We start from the raw sequence: 16,440 nt of genomic DNA, 5'->3' as shown, positions 1-16,440 counted from the left end.
TCCGTTCAAGCAGATTTAGGTGACCGTTGACCATGATAGAAGGTCACCTTTGGCCTTTCCGTATCAAAGAAGGCCTCCAGCCGCTCGGCATTCTCCTCAACGAGCCGCTGAGCTTGACCAGGAAGCTCATTACGTGCGCGTTCGAAATCGTCCATGGCAATCGGGACGAGTGACGGCGCCGTCGTCACACGCAGCAGTCTATCTCTTCCAATAAGTAGACCTGCTTGGCCAAGTGCATTTTGGCTTTGAAGATGCATGGCTGTTTCGATGATGGTTCTCCAATGGAACATCCCGCCCCACTTGATTTGACCATCTGACATGCGAAGGTCCTGTTCGCCACACCCAAGAGAGAGCATGTCGACGGAATGCCGATCGAGATCAAAACAAGACAGCGCATCAACGAGTGCCAGCATGGCTGGATTGTTCGCCCAGACACCACCATCGGCAAAGTGTCGTGTGCCATTTCGATAGGTTAAAAAGAATGTCGGAGCGGCTGACGTCGCAAGCGCGACCGTAACGAGCTCCTCTCGCCAGTCGAGCCGAAAGTCGGGGTGGTGCGGCGTCTTTAGAACGTTCACCTCGTTGAACCCGTCAAATGTTGGAATGTTCAGCCGGAGGTCGACGTCGCCCAAGGTCCGGTTTCCAAAACAATCCCTCAGTGCACGCTCCAGGGGCTCCCGATCATAACGGTATACGGACAGGTCTCTGGCAAACCCATAAAACGTTTTTGCGGCGCGACCGATGGCGAAGGGCGGGGTCCAGCCTTTAGGAAAGATCGTCGCTCCGTGGGAAAGATAGATGTCCAAGACTTCGGCGGCGCGCATGCCGGTACTCAATCCGAGGGCAACTATGCCACCGGTGGACGTACCTGCCACCATATCAAAGTAGGAGGCTGCCGATCCGCCATTCAAGAAACGCCGTTCGCATTCCGACAGAACGGCGGCAGGCAAGATGCCTTTTATTCCGCCTCCATCAATAGACAGGATGCGAAAGGTTTCTGCGTTCCATTCAAGCTGTTCACGGCGACGAAAAATCGTACCGTGTGAGCGCCGCGATTGAGGTTGTTCCATGGTAGCGTTCCAATGCCGCCGCATCGGGGTCGCGGCTGTCTGTTTCTGATCTTATGTGCTTGCCCGTGCCGAACCACTTGCCGGTCAACTGCCAGCTCTCATAGCAGCTTAGCCAGTTCGACGCCCATGGAATCGTGGTGTCACTCAAGCGATCATCCGGTGTCCATTCGTTGGCGTCGTCATCGAACAGACAAAGGAAGGGCCCGGCCCTATCCGTTCTGGGATGCGCGATATAGACATGAGGCAGCGAGCCCTCTGAATTTCCAAATCGCGGCTTGAGTGGCGGGTCCAAGACTTCGACGAGAGGTTGCAGGAACAGAGGGGACCGTCCCTCTGGCAGCAGGGGCTCAGTGTATTCCACGCGCATCCGGTAGGCGATTTTGTGTGGCTTGAGCAAGCCGTGCCACACTGCGCGTCGTTTGTCTGGCTGATCACACGACCAAGCCGGAAACACCGATTTCATATCTGCTACCTGGTTACCAACAGTTATCATCGGGAACGGTGCCCCCCATGTTCGTGTTGGCGCGCGCCGGAGTGATAAGACCACTGGCTGCAGCAACACCGGCACTTAGGGCCGGTGTTGCGGGTTTGAACTCTCCACTCGGCTTCATTCCGAGTGCGCCGTATTCGAGCTGCGCGGTTCGAGCGTCGTGGTACGCCCGCAATGCGGCCTCACCCGCTTTTTCACCGAACAGATCATCGAAGGTCGATAAGATCACTGCGGGGTCAAAGCCCACGTGTTGAAGGTTTTGCAAGCGGTCAATGAGCGTCTGAAGGTCGCGTGCCCATAATTGTTGATCGCTGCGCTGCTCGGGCCAGCGATCCGTGAACACATCCGGTGTATGCGCTGGATTGCGAATGTCGAGCAGTCTCAGGCTACGCTCAGCATTCTGGATGCGGCGGCGCATGCATGTGGCCAAAGCCACGACTTCATCGACAAGATTGTCTTGGACCGGGCCTGCTTCCAAGGCGATTGCCGCCATGATGATCGATGGAGGCTTCCGCTTCCCACTGTGATCGTCATGTTTACGGAAACGCTTGTCGCGGAAGCGTTTGATCAGTTGAAGAGCAACAACCCGCGGCGATTTTTGGTCAAGGGGCACATGCACTGGCATCGGCTGGGTATCTGCCTTGATTGCTGTGCGGCTTGAGGCCTCAGACGCCATGCGTTTTGCCATCGTTTCGTATGTTTCACCGTCCACCAGGAAGCGCCGCGCATCAAATCGATCCTGGAATACCGCGTTGGTTTCGACGTTTTCATTGAAGTGGTCAGCAAAGCCCTTGGGGTTTATCTCTTTATGATACTGATCGCCGGTTTCCGGCTTATAGTGAAAGAGGCTTGCGACCCGTTCCGGTGTCCCAAGCAACCGGACAACAGGCATGAGATCAACCGTGACGCCATCAGGGTAAGTGACGGTCACACAGCGACTGTTTTTTTCAATCAGATAGCCGTGGTATTTGCTGCCCGGATCACCCTTGATCGCCTTGTAGAGGGTTTGAAGAACCCATTGGGGATCACTTCCCGGCGGAATGCTCAGCTCGATGACCGCATCGACGTCGTGCTGGTCACGCTTAATGCGCGAACGGGTTGGCGCATGGATCGCAAAGCTTCCTGATGCATAGATCTCGGCGACAAGATCTTCAAATGGGCTACCGGGGCGGTCAACATGGCTGGCCAGCCCACGATAATGCGCCTCCGCTTCACTATGCATGGATTGTGTAATCTGGATTGCCCGCGCAACATCCATGAGCGCAGCTTCAATTGGATCGATGTCCAGGCTGCGCGCGTAGTCTTCAAAGTTTGTTCTTACATTCATATTCTTCTGCCCCCTCAGGCTTGACGGATTCTACGATCTGTCTTACAGTTATTGACGTTTTCGTAGGACTTTAGGTGAAAGAAAAAGCCGCGAGCAAGCGGCGGCAATCCTACGATTTCGTCATAGTAACACAACCAAGGGCGTCATGTCAAACTCAACGGACGAAACGGGAGGATTCGGCGAAAGACTACGCCGGGCCAGAGAGAACAGAAGTATGAACCAGACTGAGCTTGCTGCGAAAGCCAAGCTGCAACCATCAGCCATAGGTCATTTCGAGAAGGATAGAAGAAAGCCATCCTTTGCCAACATACGGTCCCTTGCGAAAGCGTTGAATGTGACCTCGGACTATCTGCTCGGCCGAACAATTGAGATGAGTGGCGCAACGACAGCCTTTCGGGGTGAGGAAAACCTGACCGACGGAGACAGGGAGCACATTCAGATGATGATCGATCTGATGAACCAGAAGAAGGCCGGAAAGTGAGCAAGTTTCGCTTGAACATGGCCCGGCGGCAAGGTGAGCTCAAGGCAAAGGAGATGGGGTATCACACGTTTCCTGTCGACCCTTTTGAGATCGCTGCGTCTGAGGACATTATGGTCGAGCCCAAACCAGCCGATCGCCCTGGTGTTAGCGGTGGAATCATCTTTCATGACGACTATGTCGGCATCTTCTATGCGACCAATATCGTCAGCGAAGGGTTTCGCAGATTTACAGTATCTCACGAGCTTGGGCACTATTTTCTGGAAGGGCACCCTGAGGAAATCCTCAAGTCGGCACCAATTCACATCTCAAAAGCCGGGTTCTCACAGGGATCAAACTCAATTGAATTGGAAGCCGACCACTTCGCTTCTGGCCTCTTGATGCCGTCAAAGCTGGTCTCGGAAGTCATCGGTACAAGCCGCGTCGGCCTAGATGCGATCGAAACTCTGGGCGACCGTGCCGAGTGCTCGCTAACAGCCTCTGCAATCAGGGCAGCCGAATGCTGCGACTACCCAATGGCTGTCATTGTCAGCTCTGGCGACGAAGTCGCGTATGCCTTTCTATCTGAAAGTTTCAAAAAGCTAGACAAGCTCACATTCCTGCGCAAAGGCGGGCCTTTGCCAGCGAGCTACACTCGCGATTTCAATCGGAACTCTGATAACGTCTCGGCTGCTCGCACTGTCTGCGGACAGACAACACTTGCAGATTGGTTTTCCTGCACCAGGCGCTTACGTTTAGATGAAGAAGTGATTGGTCTAGGCAGTTACGGGTTCACTTTGACGGTGCTGTCCAGCGAGGAGCTTGCAGAAGATCCCGATGACGAGGATCAGGCCGAAGAAGAGGCACTCATTGACAGTTGGACGCCCCGGTTCGCACGCGGCCGCTAATTTGCGAGCTGGTACGGACCGTTCTGCAGCTCTAAACACCGTGCGCAGAGGGGGCTGTCTGCCCCCGGCGCGTCGCACCTCCCCCGAGGATATTTCAGGCAAGATGATAAGCAGACAAAACACTTGTTAGTGATACAATACCATATTATTGTAAGGTAGGAAACAGGCTGGGAAGCCGATGATCCTGCAAGGTGAAAACGCAAGTTTCACTTGAAAGCCGGGGCCCTGTGGCTCCGGTTTTCTCATAGAAAGAGGCCGCATATGAAGGTTTTACTGATCATTGTTGTGTTCAATTTCGAGACCGGATCGGAGTTGGAAACGAACCTCAGTTTTGACAACGAAGCGGAGTGCCATGCTGCTGCTTTGACGTCGTTCCAAGAGGTCGATGAACATGCCGAAATCCGAGCAATGGACATTCCTGAAGGTCAGGAGATGCTTGTAGGCACGATGATCGCTTACGGCGCAGAGGGTGGCGAGATCGGCATGTATGCCTGCAATGCTTTGCGCTCATCCAGCTCGACTGCGACAAACTAGTTAGAGTGACGTCGAGAAGGCCCGCGCAGATGCGCGGGCCCGGCAGGTTAGGCCGCATCGGGCTTATCGGGTGGGATTAGCGTTTTTTCAAACTCAACCTCGACCTTCAAGAAACCCGGAACGGATAGGGCAACGCTTAGTTTCACCTTGGCTTTGTGCGCCATATTCCGAAGGACAGTGCGGATTTTCTTCAACAATTTTGTCATCGTGATCTCCTTTTGGTTACGGGTAATGACGCAGCCCAAGTGACGCACCAAGGAGAGGGGCAGCACCCGGAGGGTCGTAACAACATGGAGAAGCGCGCAGCGCTTGCAGCACCGCGACGGTGTGTCATGGTTCGGGCTAGGGATTGGCCGAAATCCAAGAGGGTTTCGCTTCTAAGTCAAAGCGACAGAAAATCTCCTGTGCCTTTAGGTCGGCACTTCGTCGAGATTTGTGGTCTGGGATTGTGCTCGTCGGAAACTGATGGATCAGAAGCGAAGTCCGAAAAGGCCTCCATCATCTACGGCGTCCGTAATGCGTGTCGGCAAGACGTAATCGTAGATGTTGAAACCCCGCCTGAAACCTTCCGATGGAATGGCATCCGAATTCATGGTGACGATGTATTGAAAGCCAAGGCTCTCAGCTTTATCGGCACCAAGCTGTAGTGCTTTGGCAACCTGTCGTTCGTCAACACCATCGAATAGGTGACTGTCGTGGATCAGGAAACCGGGTGAAATGCGCCGCTTTGTGCAAAGTTCGATCAGCATCAGATCAAAGCAGAAGATCTGCATATTGGTGATGCCTTTGCTGCGTTGGTTGTCAATCTTTACTTCGAACCGTGGCCCGGACGTGCTGGCATCGATCGTCAGGCTTCCGGCTTGCTCATAGAGTGATTGGGACAGCTCTTCGAAGGTCAGGATTGCATCATCGAGAAAGCTGGCGCGTTCTTTGATGTCGTCTCGCAAGGCTTGCGACAGGCGGTTTCGATCTGCGTCCAGCTCAGTCTTTGTGCTTTCCAGCATTTCTGCTGTTTGAAGCCGCTGCCGAAGCGTTTCAACGTCGGCTTCGGCACGGCCAAGTTCTTCGCGCAGGGCCGTGTACTGTTCAAGCGCGCCACCAGATTGCAACACGCTCATGATTTGCCGCCGCCGCTCATCAAAACCCAGTTTCTCGGTCTCGCGCGCCTCGATGCGGGCCTCGGCTGATGACAGCTCAGCGCTGAGATGGGACGCTCGGTTTTCAATGATCGCTTTGTGAAATGCCTGGACTTCATCAAGGCGGCGCGTCAGCCGCTCGGGCAAAACAACGCCGGCTTCAGCGTATAGCTTCTCAATGTCATCAGTCCCCGGAGCTTCCTCTTCTGCGAGGGAAGCTTGCAACTCCTTAATGAGCTGGAGGTCGACAAAATTCTCCTCGCTCAAGGTGTTGATCGACCGGGTAATGTCACTCGCCTCGGCCTCCAAGGCCCGGTACTCTGGGATAACTTCGAATGCGTCGATCTGTTCACGTATCTGTTCGACACGGTTCGAGGCGACGACGACCTTGGTGCGCAAGTCTGCCGCGCGACCAAAATGGGGGCCCAGGTCGCCGGAACGTGCCGCTTTGCCAAGCGACTTCACCAACTTTTCTTTTTCTCGCAGGCCCTGAAACTCCTGAGAGACATGCCAATCCAAGCCAATCAGATAAGAGATGGCGACTTGTTGATCCCAGATTTGCTGCATACCCGCTTGCTGCATTGGGTTTTGAAAAGCGTCGCTGGCCTGGCGCCTCGCGAAGTAAGCAAACAGTGAGCGGAACGTTGGCTGGTATTTCGTATCTGAATCGGGTGGGGCTTCCAGCCCAAACCACTTTGCACCTAGTGTGTGGCACCAGTTGGTGTTGGAAATCTCGAAATCACCGCGGTCCTTCTTGAACTTTGGCGGGATCGGCCAGTTCTCGACGGGACCGTTCAGGAAAATCTTGCTGGGTGTGGCACCCGAGCGTTCAACGGTGACCTCGTCATCAGCGATGTCAATTTGGAGTTCGAAACTGGCATCGAGCAGGGCCTTTGAACGGAAGATGCTGTCTTTGCCAGCGTTGCCACCAGTGAGAAAGTGAATAGTCTCGATGAAGCTGGACTTCCCGGCTCCGTTGCGGGTTTGCAGATCGGTCGCGCCTTCGCTCTTGTCGGCCAAGAGCACATTGAGACCATGCGAAAACTCCAACGTCTTGAAGCTCTCTAAGCTGCTGCTCAAACGGGTGATCATGGTGCTGCTCGCTCGATGATACCGCGTTTGGCCTCTATCGCCCCGATCATGAACAGGAAATCCAATGCCAGTACGAACCAGGTGTAATCGACCGGCGCTTTCGCTGAGACGGCTGATCTTCGCTCGCGTAGCGCATCCCAAAGCCGTGAGACTGTCATCGGCTCGGTCAAAAGCCCCAAAACCTCACCCCCAACACCGATCAACGCGCGTTCTGCTTTGACATGTTTGGTTGGCAAAATCATGTGCTCGGAGCCTCTGCGTCGGGGTCTTCGAAGATGTCACAACGGTCAAAGAAATAGGCCATGACAGCCATCGCTGCGACTTGCCGTTTGGGTGCACCGGTGACGCCTGCGAATTTCTGCAGATAGGAGAATATCTGATCGGGCTCCAGTTCCATGGCACGTAGTTTAACGTAATGATCGCGAAAGGCTTCTGCGATTTTCTCTCCAAGCTCTACGGGGCCAGCTTTCTTGAAATAGGTCTCAACCAACCGGACTTTGCGTCGGCCAAGGCGCAGGAGTTCATCCGCCTCGGTGGAGAGCGCGTTCTTTTCGAGCTTTTTTGCTGAAGGCGGGGCGGGAACAGGATCGTTTGGGTCGGGCTCGCGTCGTTCAAGCACATCTATGACCGGCTGCAGGTCTTGCAACTCAAGCCCGCTGGCTATCTGCTGCGTGGGAACGGCCCCATACATAAGGAGCGCATGCGCATCTTCGAGCATGTTATGCCAGCCAAACAGCTTGGATTCAGCCCAGATATCGAACGAAACGTCTGGATGCGCTTTGCGCAACGTATCGAGATGCGCGATGACCGCTGGCGGTTGGCCGCCCGGGATGTTGTGGACAAAGACCCATCTTTTGATGAAGTCGGGCCATTTGGCCAAGGCGCCGACGAAATCCGCATCGATCTTCGCGATGGTCTTTTTGTCCGTCGGCGTTTCGGGGCCATAACATTGAAAAATGACACCGGTGCTGAGCTGTCGGCCGTCGCATTTCCAGTCGCCCTGTTTGCCATAAGGCCGTACGATCTCGAAGTCGGCTCCGAGCGCGTGACTTCCAAGACGAGCGACCCAATCCTGGAACTCGGTGCCTTTCTTCTCTAGAAACGCGATCTTGAAGTGTTGCGCGTAGAAAGCGGTTGCCACGGGGTCCATCAGTGCTCGAATCTATGGGGCCATTTCCGGCTCTTTTGCTTTTAAACTGTCTGCATTGGTCATGTTTTGATGATGCAGATCTGATGTCACTTGTCGCCCAAATGCGCTGATTTCACAAGAAAAATGACGATGACTAGCATCCAAGAAATGCTGTTAGAGAAGGATCTTTCGGCGGCCGACAGGCCGCCCGGGCGAAGATCGTCACCCGAATGGGCGGAGACTTTGGGCTCCGGTCGGCCCGGCCGACTAGAGCTGATCGCCGCAGGCGGCGCCCCCTAGCACCCTGAAAAGGGATAATAAATCGTAACAACAAAGATCGAAACCTCACGCTCCAAATCGGTTTTCTCACCTGACGATCTGGACAAAACACCTCACAGATGCTACATAGACATCGGAGGCTTTGCTGGCGACGGCATTGCCTTTTTCTATTTGTGGGCTGCGGCTCTGAGATCGTTGATGATCTTGAACCCATAATTTGTGTACCCGCCGGGCGTATGCTGCGTGAATCGCAACCGCATGACTTTCCGGGACAAGGCATCCAACTCAGCACGGTGGGGCGCATTCATGCCCTTCAACCGCACCCCCCAACTCAAAATATAGGCGATGAGGTCGGCAACCTGAACCATTGTCGTAAGGTCGCTGTGAACAAAAAACGGCTCGGGAATGATAAGCCGCGATCGAGTCTGACCTTTCTTCGTCTTCAAGAAGTATTCGGCAACCTGATTGAGAAGAATATGGCTCGCGCTTTTGTCCAGCTCGTCAAAAACGACGTATCCCATCGGATCCTCATCGAAGCCGTTCAGAAAGTAGAAAAACCGTTCAAAGAGATAGGCGTAATCCTTGCGCAACATCCCGCCAGCGGGCCGGCGCGCCGCTTGCGGCACAATTGAAGCAAAGGCTCTGGCGCCAGCTTTCTGCGAAAGATCCAACGCGCGTTCAACATAGGCGAGTTTCGCCTGGGCCAGCGCGGTCAGCCGGTCACGGCTGACCGCGGTGCCGTCCTGCAAAATCTCGCAGGCAAGCGTTCTGCGTTGATCTGGTGGGAAAGGCGGCATCTGCGCGGCATGCGTGAAGACCTTTTTCTTGAGTAGCTTTTGCGCTTTCGCCTCGCTGCCATAGGCTTCAAAGAGCCGAAGGCCAAAAATCTCCTCCTGTGCGTCAGACAACTCGCGGATCAATCGCCAGAGTGCGCGATCTTCTATCGCGATGCCCGCGAGAACTTCGTAGGGAGACTGGCGCTGATCTTGTCCGGACTCGTCGATGAATAAAGCCCAACTCAAAACAGAACCTTCCTGATCATTGGAAACCCGACAGTGCCACGGTGTTTGACCGTTTGAAAGCCGCGGACCCAAAAGACCGTGGTCTTCGGGGCTTCTCTGGTCGATGTGGTGCCCATCAGCCCAGGTATTTGGGTACGAGCTCGACGACAGAGACCCAATAATCGCGGAAAACATCGTGTTTGCTTGCCAAAACAGGTCACAGGCCACGTCTCCGATGCAGCCCGATCAAGCTCCCGATAATGTTGAGCTTGCCACGATTGTGCGCTTTGATCATACCGCGCAGCGCGCCCCCAGGATTGCGGACAGGATTGACGGCATGATCCCGGTTGGCATCGAGCAACAGAATGCAGATCGCCGCTTTGGTGCGCCCCATCCGATCGCAAGCCGCCGCCCAGGCGGTGATGTTGATCCCAAGATGCGGCACCCGCGCCGCCGCGGCCTCGACCAAAGCATATTCCGGTCGTTCGCCACTGCGTGCTTCCATCTCCATTTGGAACTCTTCGCTTGCCAAGGAGATCGCATGCGACAGTCCATAGAAGCCTGAAAATAGCCCTTGAAGTGCTTCGGTTTCCGCCTGAAGCTGTTTTTCTCTGCAATCGTCGGGGCCGTCAGGCTCCGACATAATTGAATCAGAGTGCGCGGGCAAGCCCGCGCTCCGCTTATTGTCGCTTGCGTTACATTCTTCAGAATGAATCTGGTGAATGTCTTCTTGTATATAGGACCGGAAGGTTTCTTCCGGTTCACAGGAGGAATCACTATGGTTTTCTATCCATTCCACCAATGTTGTGCACAGGCTAGTGGCATCATCGAGGTGCTGCGACAATTGCGCTTCGCCCAAAGAGAGGAGCGTATCTGTGCGCGGCCAGGTGGTTCGTTCTTGGATCATAGCTTGGACGTCGGCTGATGATTGATCGTCTTCCGAGAGACGCGCAAGTTCATCGCGGAAGGTTGCCAGACGCACGCTGCGCAGGGCCTTGAGCTGCTTCATGCGTTCAAACTGCGCCTTTCTGGCTTCTCGAATGTCCAGAAACTCTGTGAACCTCTCGATAAGAGGCGTCAGAACCAGTCCTAAGCCGGCGCTGCCGTAGCGACTGCCATTGGCAAGCGTGCGGCGCTGAATGAGCCCATGCTTTTGCAGGCTCTTTTCATGTGATCGCAATTGGCGTGTCGAGATCCTTAGGCGCTGTGCGAAGGTCTCCTGGCGCCCATAGAAAATGGGCTCCTTCTCCGGATCGACCCAAGCGTCCTGATCAGTGCTGCCGATCATACGCGTCAAGATGTCAGTCAAACGTGTGCTGAGGCCGATGTCACGGCCCACGTCAGCGACCAGCGCGATAACATCACGCCGGGAATAGCCCTGTGGAAGGGCGGGGTGAGGTTGTGTCCTCATTGTTGTCACTCCTTGTCTCTGCTCGATGGACAAGGCGGCGACAGGCAAAACTTCATTGTTCGCACAAATGCGTTTTTTCTTGCCTGCATGAATCAGGGGGTGCTATGGTGATCGTGTTCTAGGCGATCTCAGAGTTGGCGCTCTGATTTCATAGCTCCCCGGAAGGTTCACCGCCTTGCGGGGTTTTGCTTTTCTAGGGTTCAGTTTCTCCTTCGAAGTATCGGCAGAAAGATGCTGCCGGGTTGTTTGGGTTTGCACCCAGGGTTGGTCCAACGTGGTTTCGGTGGGCCAATCCAAGATGCACTTCACCTGTTCGCACAAATGCGTTTTTTCTTGATCGAGCTGATTGGGAGGTGCTAGAACCGCAATTAGATATTGGATTGTCTGGGAAGTTGGCGCTTCCTGGTTCTTGAACCCCCCCGTTAAGGTCACCGCCTTGCGGGGGTTTCGCTTTCTGGATGTCTCGAATCTCCTTCGATTCTGTTTCGATCTTTGCTCAGCATACAACACCTCGGCCTCTGCGTGAGAGGTTTGTCTAGGTCTTGCGTCTGGGGCTAATTCTTGTGGTTTCGTCAAGAGTTAGGCCAAGATGCAATGGGACTGGTCGCACGGATGCGTTTTTTACTTGTCTGATCGCTGTCTTGGGTGATAAAACCGGGCTTAAGTTATAGAGCCTCTTCGGGATTGCCGTCCCTAGGTCTTATCAAACCCCCCGCATGGTTGCCGCCTTGCGGGGGTTTGCTTTTTCAGCTGCTCGCTTGCCGCCCCCTTTCGATTCTTGTTTTGTCCCACAGGCATACTATTTATAGGTGCCTGCCGTAAATACGGTTTTGTCGCGGACGCGCATCACCATATCTAGTAGTTCACCTGCTCGAAGCCGTAGTTGCCTTCATAGTCGCGCCACTCAACGAATACCGACCGGTGAAAAATGCTTGGGCAGGTGCTGCCGAACCCCGCTGTGCCCACATGGGCTGCGGGTAGGGCGGCAACTGAGCTTCTTGTCCAACGAAAGTCACCTTGGGTGCCATAGGTGCCAAGCCGGATGTTCTGCGTGCGGTTACAATCACCATCGCGACCGGATTCATGTTGCCGCACGTAGGTTGCATCGAAAACACGGATCGAACGAACGAAGTTGAACTCGGACCCACTGATGTCAATGTCAGCACGATCTTGCACAAGCTGCATTGTGAAGCCCTCGGGCAATGGCGCCGCGTTGCCGCCGGTCATACGAACGACAGCGTGTTGCGGCACCATCGCGTCCGCGAGTGGCGGCGCTTGAAATGTCGGGGCAGGGGCTCCGGCCAGCCGACCATCTGAGCCGGTGACCGGATTGCCTGCCTCATCCACAGAGAAGGATTGCAGCGGTGCAGACTGATCGAGCTCAAAAAGGATTTCGTAAATCCGCTCACTGGTCAGCGTGTCCGGGTCTACCGTATATGCGGCACCCATGGGGCAACGCCAGATTTGCAGCGGCGGCTCTACGGGCCAGGGTGTGATACGACGGATGAATTCTGCTCTCGCCCTGGCGCATGGCACGGATGCGGGCCACCCCCCGGAAAGACAGAGAAGGATTGCGCAGTCGATTTGGTAGGTTTGAGCTGCGGCACGTTGCGGGGCAGAGGTAAATGTGGCGGCTGTCAGCGCGGCCACGACCAAGGCAGAGTTTCTGAGGTTCTTCATCATTTAGCCTCCTGAGTTGGCACGTTGAAAATAGCTCAACAATACCGCATTATTGGCAAAATAATACTGTATTGGCAATTTCTTTGTTTGAAGGCAGCTAGCACATGGCAGGCGCGCGCCGTTGTTGCGGCGAGGTCGTACATTTCGGCACAGCAAGCCAGGTTCCATACACATGCTCGTGTGCTGACGTTTTTGCCTTGAACCTCTAGGAGGTGTAGGTTGTAAGAATTACGAACTATAGGGGGCTTTGTGGATGCCTCTTGAATACTAAGATGGAGACGAGTTCAGTATGTTGACACGACGGCATTTTATCGCAACTGGAGCAGCCCTATTTTCAGCGCCCATTTCAAATCCTGTCTTCGCCAATTCTTGGCCGACTGCATCGCAAAAGGCGGCTTGGGATGCGCAAGTGACGCCCGCGAGTTTCGATCTTGAGACTTCCAATCCTTGGGGCGTTCAGCCGCGTTTCCTGCCGCGACGGGTCGAAGCAAGGGCTGGTTTGACGCCCGGTGACATTCATGTCGATGCAGTGGCGCGATACCTCTACCACATCGAAGAGGGTGGAACGGCGATGCGTTACGGCGTCGCGATTGCCCGTGGCAACCTCTATGAGCCAGGGACATACACGATCCGCCGTAAAGTCGAGTGGCCGCACTGGACACCAACCAAATCGATGATTGAGCGAAATCCCGAATACGCGGAGTTCGAAAACGGCCAGGAACCAGGTCCAAGGAATGCACTTGGGTCACGCGCACTCTATCTCTTTGTCGGCCAGCGCGACACGTATCTGCGTATTCACGGTACGCCGCAAGCGAGGTCAATTGGTGGACGTGCGAGCTCGGGATGTGTCCGAATGGTCATGGCGCATATCAACGAGCTTTATCCCAGGGTCGCAATTGGCGCGACCGCATTTTTGTACTCCGCTGAAGACAGCGTCACAGCGCGCAGCTAGTTCTCAGCTTAGCGGTAAGGCCCGTTCAGCCGCCAAGGCTACGCGGCCGGCTTGACGCAGATCGGATTGCCGCGAGTTGTTCTGAGCGGCAAGAGCGTGTCCTCGACCGGCCCGGAATGCATGTACCAATAACAGTTGTCTTCCGGGCGCAAACGCGCGGTTGCCAGATCCTGGTTCGGAGCCGCTAGAGCTGCGACCTGTTCCGGGAGGGGCGGAAGGGACCCCGAGCCTTGTGAATTCGACAAAGACTCTGAGCAGGCCCCAAGCGCCAAACCGAAAAAGAGAAGAATTGCGCTCCGCCTGTACATAAACTGACTGTCCTACTGCTTTGAATTCTTAGATGCATCTTTCTCGCATTTGGCGGCATGTGGTGCAATGCAAAGGCAGGTTCATAGGCGAATCTCCTGAGAAAAGTGGCTGAAACTCAATAGTTTCGACCCAAATCTTCACCCTTCGCACCGTGAACGTTGCGACTGTCTTACAGTGGGAACTTTTCGCTTGAACCTCTAGTTGCTGTAGGGCGTATGTACTTTTCACCATAGCGAATCTGAGGACAATTCATGCCACATGACGGGATTCCAACCGCTCAAAATCATTCACATGCAACAAAGGGTGACAGCGGAAGCTGCTGCGGAGGAGAGGCCATTAAGCCAACGCAGGTGGCAGCCTTGGATGGCCGCAGTTTTCATGTCAGCGGATTGGATTGCGCCGAAGAGGTTTCGATCCTGAACCGAGTCGTGGGTCCCGAAGTTGGTGGCCAAGAGTATCTTGCGTTTGACGTTATCAATGCGCGCATGACGGTTCTGGATGGCGGACCAAATTCGTCTTCGGACAGGATCCTTGAATTGGTTGCGACAACCGGGATGACGGCCAAACCCTGGGATGCCGAAGATGCCAGTGCGGATCAGGCCGCACATCTGAAAAAACAAAAATGGTTCACGATGCTCAGTGGCGGCTTCTGGGCGGCGGGGTTCATCTACCACATAATTGAGACTGGGTTCGGTGGTGCCATCGGATTGTTCTCGGGCCATGGTGAAGCGCCGATGCCCATGGCAGAAGCGGCGCTGTTCGCAATTGCAATACTGTTTGGCGTTTGGCTTGTATCACCCAAAGCGTGGTCGTCGGCGCGTCGGCTTTCTCCGGATATGAACCTGTTGATGGTGGTCGCCGTGGCCGGTGCTATCGGGCTTGGCGAGTTTTTTGAGGCCGCAACAGTGGCGTTCTTCTTTTCACTCTCACTCTATCTTGAAAGCTGGAGCGTAGGGCGCGCGCGCAACGCTGTGTCAGCACTTCTCGATCTCGCACCCCCAACAGCCCGGGTGCTCTATGATGATGGCTCTGAAGCCGACGTTCCGGCTGCGGCCGTAGCTGTTGGCGCGCGGTTCGTCGTGCGCGGTGGCGACCGAATTCCGCTGGATGGAGAAGTTGTTGATGGAGCAGGGGCCGTCGACCAGGCGCCAATCACGGGCGAGAGTGCATTGGTGCCAAAGGAGACAGGCGACGATGTTTATGCTGGCAGCATCAATGGCGAGGGCACTTTGACTGTGCGGGCAACGAAAGCCGCCTCCGACACGGTATTGTCCAAGATTATCCGCATGGTGGGCGATGCACATTCCCGCCGTGCCGAGGTCGAACAGTGGGTGACAAAGTTTGCCCGAATCTACACACCGGTTGTGATGGTGCTCGCCATTGTCATTGCCTTGGTGCCCCCGCTTTTCGCGGGCGGCGATTGGGGTTTCTGGTTCTACAACGCACTGGTTCTTCTGGTTATTGCCTGTCCTTGTGCCTTGGTGATCTCGACTCCAGTCTCAATCGTCGCCTCGCTTGCCGCCTCGGCGCGCAATGGTGTGCTGATCAAGGGCGGGGCATATGTCGAAGCGCCCGGTCGCACCACAGCATTGGCCATGGACAAGACCGGCACGATTACGATGGGAGAACCGGAAGTCGCTGCGGTTTATCCAATTGGCGAGACTTCCGAACGCGATCTCCTAATGCGCGCGGCCGCGCTCGAAGCGCGGTCATCACACCCGCTCGCACGGGCGATCCTGAGCCGGGCGGAGCAGGACGGAATGCAAATCGTCGCCGCCGAAAACACGCGGACGGTGCCTGGGCGCGGTCTTGAGGGCCATTTGGACGGTCAATCCATCTGGTTGGGCTCGGATCGATTTGCGGAGGAAAAGGGTCTTGGTACGGCGATTCCAGCAGAGTTGCGCGACGCGATCGAGGGGTCCGGAAGTACATTGGTGGCCATCGGCGATGCTACTGGGGTCAATGGAGTGCTAGAACTGCGTGACCGGATCCGGCCCGATGCCAAGGGGATCGTTGCCCGTCTACATGCGCAGGGGGTCAAGAAGATTGTGATGCTCACCGGCGACAACGCAGCTACGGCACGGGCGGTGGCCGCTGAAGTCGGCATAGACGAGGTGCGTGCCGAACTTCTGCCTGAAGACAAGGTCGCAGCGGTCGAGGAGCTGGTGGCAATCCACGACACCGTGGCAATGATCGGGGATGGCGTGAACGACGCCCCGGCAATGGCGCGCGCGCATTACGGGATCGCTATGGGGGCCGTGGGATCGGACGCCGCAATTGAAACGGCTGACATTGCGCTCATGACCGACGATATCGGCAAGGTGCCATGGCTGATTGGCCATTCCCGTCGAACCATGTCGATCATCAAACAGAACATCGGGCTGTCCCTTGCGACCAAAGCCGTCTTTGTGGTCGCGACCGCCTTCGGCATGGCCTCGATGTGGGGCGCGATCGCGGCCGATGTCGGCGTATCCTTGCTTGTCGTTGCAAATGCTCTGAGGCTACTGCAAGCGCGGGAGGACGACGCCGGGCCGCGTGGTGGAAAACAAATTGGAACCACTATGGCCAAGGGCGCGCTGGCGCACGGACACTAACAATGTGACTGGCTAGAACCTGTGGGAGGGGCGGCTTGCGACTTATCGATTTGATTGATCGCTAGGTGTCG

At 55.4% G+C, this 16,440-nt stretch carries 16 protein-coding genes; 5 read left to right on the top strand and 11 right to left on the bottom strand.

The window, feature by feature from the left end; genetic code table 11:
* Nucleotides 1-5 precede the first annotated feature (5 nt).
* The 3 genes from QO231_RS21970 to QO231_RS21960 form a co-directional block, all read right to left on the bottom strand.
* Nucleotides 6-1,070 (bottom strand): CBASS cGAMP-activated phospholipase, encoded by a 1,065-nt coding sequence (locus tag QO231_RS21970; protein ID WP_121027864.1) that lies wholly within the window; start codon nucleotides 1,068-1,070, stop codon nucleotides 6-8.
* A complete protein-coding gene (locus QO231_RS21965) occupies nucleotides 1,018-1,218 on the bottom strand; it encodes a hypothetical protein (protein WP_316781616.1) in 201 nt (66 codons plus the stop codon). Before QO231_RS21965 ends, QO231_RS21970 begins: the two co-directional genes overlap by 53 nt.
* Before the next feature lie 328 nt (nucleotides 1,219-1,546).
* Nucleotides 1,547-2,887 (bottom strand): nucleotidyltransferase domain-containing protein, encoded by a 1,341-nt coding sequence (locus tag QO231_RS21960; protein WP_121027858.1) that lies wholly within the window; start codon nucleotides 2,885-2,887, stop codon nucleotides 1,547-1,549.
* A gap of 145 nt (nucleotides 2,888-3,032) precedes the next feature.
* Between QO231_RS21960 and QO231_RS21955 the strand changes: the two genes are divergently transcribed.
* From QO231_RS21955 to QO231_RS21945, 3 genes are all read left to right on the top strand, one after another.
* Nucleotides 3,033-3,368 (top strand): helix-turn-helix domain-containing protein, encoded by a 336-nt coding sequence (locus QO231_RS21955; RefSeq protein ID WP_121027855.1) that lies wholly within the window; start codon nucleotides 3,033-3,035, stop codon nucleotides 3,366-3,368.
* Complete coding sequence (locus tag QO231_RS21950) at nucleotides 3,365-4,252, top strand: ImmA/IrrE family metallo-endopeptidase (RefSeq protein WP_121027852.1); 888 nt, start codon at nucleotides 3,365-3,367, stop codon at nucleotides 4,250-4,252. Before QO231_RS21955 ends, QO231_RS21950 begins: the two co-directional genes overlap by 4 nt.
* A 261-nt stretch (nucleotides 4,253-4,513) precedes the next feature.
* Nucleotides 4,514-4,786, top strand: coding sequence for a hypothetical protein (locus tag QO231_RS21945; RefSeq protein ID WP_121027849.1), 273 nt, complete (start codon nucleotides 4,514-4,516; stop codon nucleotides 4,784-4,786).
* Between the two features lie 47 nt (nucleotides 4,787-4,833).
* Here the strand turns inward: QO231_RS21945 and QO231_RS21940 are convergent, their stop codons facing one another.
* The 7 genes from QO231_RS21940 to QO231_RS21910 all read right to left on the bottom strand — a co-directional run bounded on the left by QO231_RS21940 (nucleotide 4,834) and on the right by QO231_RS21910 (nucleotide 12,517).
* A complete protein-coding gene (locus QO231_RS21940) occupies nucleotides 4,834-4,992 on the bottom strand; it encodes a hypothetical protein (protein ID WP_170157977.1) in 159 nt (52 codons plus the stop codon).
* Between the two features lie 264 nt (nucleotides 4,993-5,256).
* Nucleotides 5,257-7,014, bottom strand: coding sequence for an ABC-three component system protein (locus QO231_RS21935; protein WP_121027846.1), 1,758 nt, complete (start codon nucleotides 7,012-7,014; stop codon nucleotides 5,257-5,259).
* The gene (locus tag QO231_RS21930) at nucleotides 7,011-7,256 is read right to left on the bottom strand and encodes an ABC-three component system middle component 6 (protein ID WP_121027843.1); all 246 of its coding nucleotides are present in this window, start codon (nucleotides 7,254-7,256) and stop codon (nucleotides 7,011-7,013) included. The genes QO231_RS21935 and QO231_RS21930 overlap by 4 nt, the downstream gene beginning before the upstream one ends.
* The gene (locus QO231_RS21925) at nucleotides 7,253-8,164 is read right to left on the bottom strand and encodes an ABC-three component system protein (protein ID WP_121027840.1); all 912 of its coding nucleotides are present in this window, start codon (nucleotides 8,162-8,164) and stop codon (nucleotides 7,253-7,255) included. Before QO231_RS21925 ends, QO231_RS21930 begins: the two co-directional genes overlap by 4 nt.
* Nucleotides 8,165-8,589: 425 nt before the next feature.
* Nucleotides 8,590-9,651: a DUF3800 domain-containing protein gene (locus tag QO231_RS21920; protein WP_316781606.1), complete on the bottom strand. Its 1,062-nt coding sequence runs from the start codon at nucleotides 9,649-9,651 to the stop codon at nucleotides 8,590-8,592.
* On the bottom strand, nucleotides 9,641-10,834 hold the full coding sequence (repC, locus tag QO231_RS21915) for a replication initiation protein RepC (protein ID WP_121027835.1): 1,194 nt from the start codon (nucleotides 10,832-10,834) through the stop codon (nucleotides 9,641-9,643). Before repC ends, QO231_RS21920 begins: the two co-directional genes overlap by 11 nt.
* An 855-nt stretch (nucleotides 10,835-11,689) precedes the next feature.
* A complete protein-coding gene (locus tag QO231_RS21910; RefSeq protein ID WP_394356675.1) occupies nucleotides 11,690-12,517 on the bottom strand; it encodes a hypothetical protein in 828 nt (275 codons plus the stop codon).
* Nucleotides 12,518-12,803: 286 nt separating this feature from the next.
* On the opposite strand from QO231_RS21910, the gene QO231_RS21905 reads away from it, so the two are divergent.
* The gene (locus QO231_RS21905; protein ID WP_316781603.1) at nucleotides 12,804-13,466 is read left to right on the top strand and encodes a L,D-transpeptidase; all 663 of its coding nucleotides are present in this window, start codon (nucleotides 12,804-12,806) and stop codon (nucleotides 13,464-13,466) included.
* 38 nt (nucleotides 13,467-13,504) lie between these two features.
* On the opposite strand, the gene QO231_RS21900 is transcribed toward QO231_RS21905, so the two are convergent.
* Nucleotides 13,505-13,774, bottom strand: coding sequence for a hypothetical protein (locus QO231_RS21900; protein ID WP_121027829.1), 270 nt, complete (start codon nucleotides 13,772-13,774; stop codon nucleotides 13,505-13,507).
* 252 nt (nucleotides 13,775-14,026) lie between these two features.
* Here QO231_RS21900 and QO231_RS21895 point away from each other — a divergent pair, with 252 nt between their 5' ends.
* Nucleotides 14,027-16,369 carry a heavy metal translocating P-type ATPase gene (locus QO231_RS21895; RefSeq protein WP_121027826.1) on the top strand — a complete coding sequence of 781 codons (2,343 nt, stop codon included), beginning with the start codon at nucleotides 14,027-14,029 and terminating at the stop codon, nucleotides 16,367-16,369.
* The last annotated feature ends 71 nt before the right edge of the window (nucleotides 16,370-16,440 follow it).

Origin of the sequence: Sedimentitalea todarodis (assembly GCF_032595355.1) — a bacterium.
Classification (GTDB): Bacteria; Pseudomonadota; Alphaproteobacteria; order Rhodobacterales; family Rhodobacteraceae; genus Sedimentitalea; species Sedimentitalea todarodis.
This window is presented reverse-complemented; position numbering and strand designations above follow the sequence as displayed.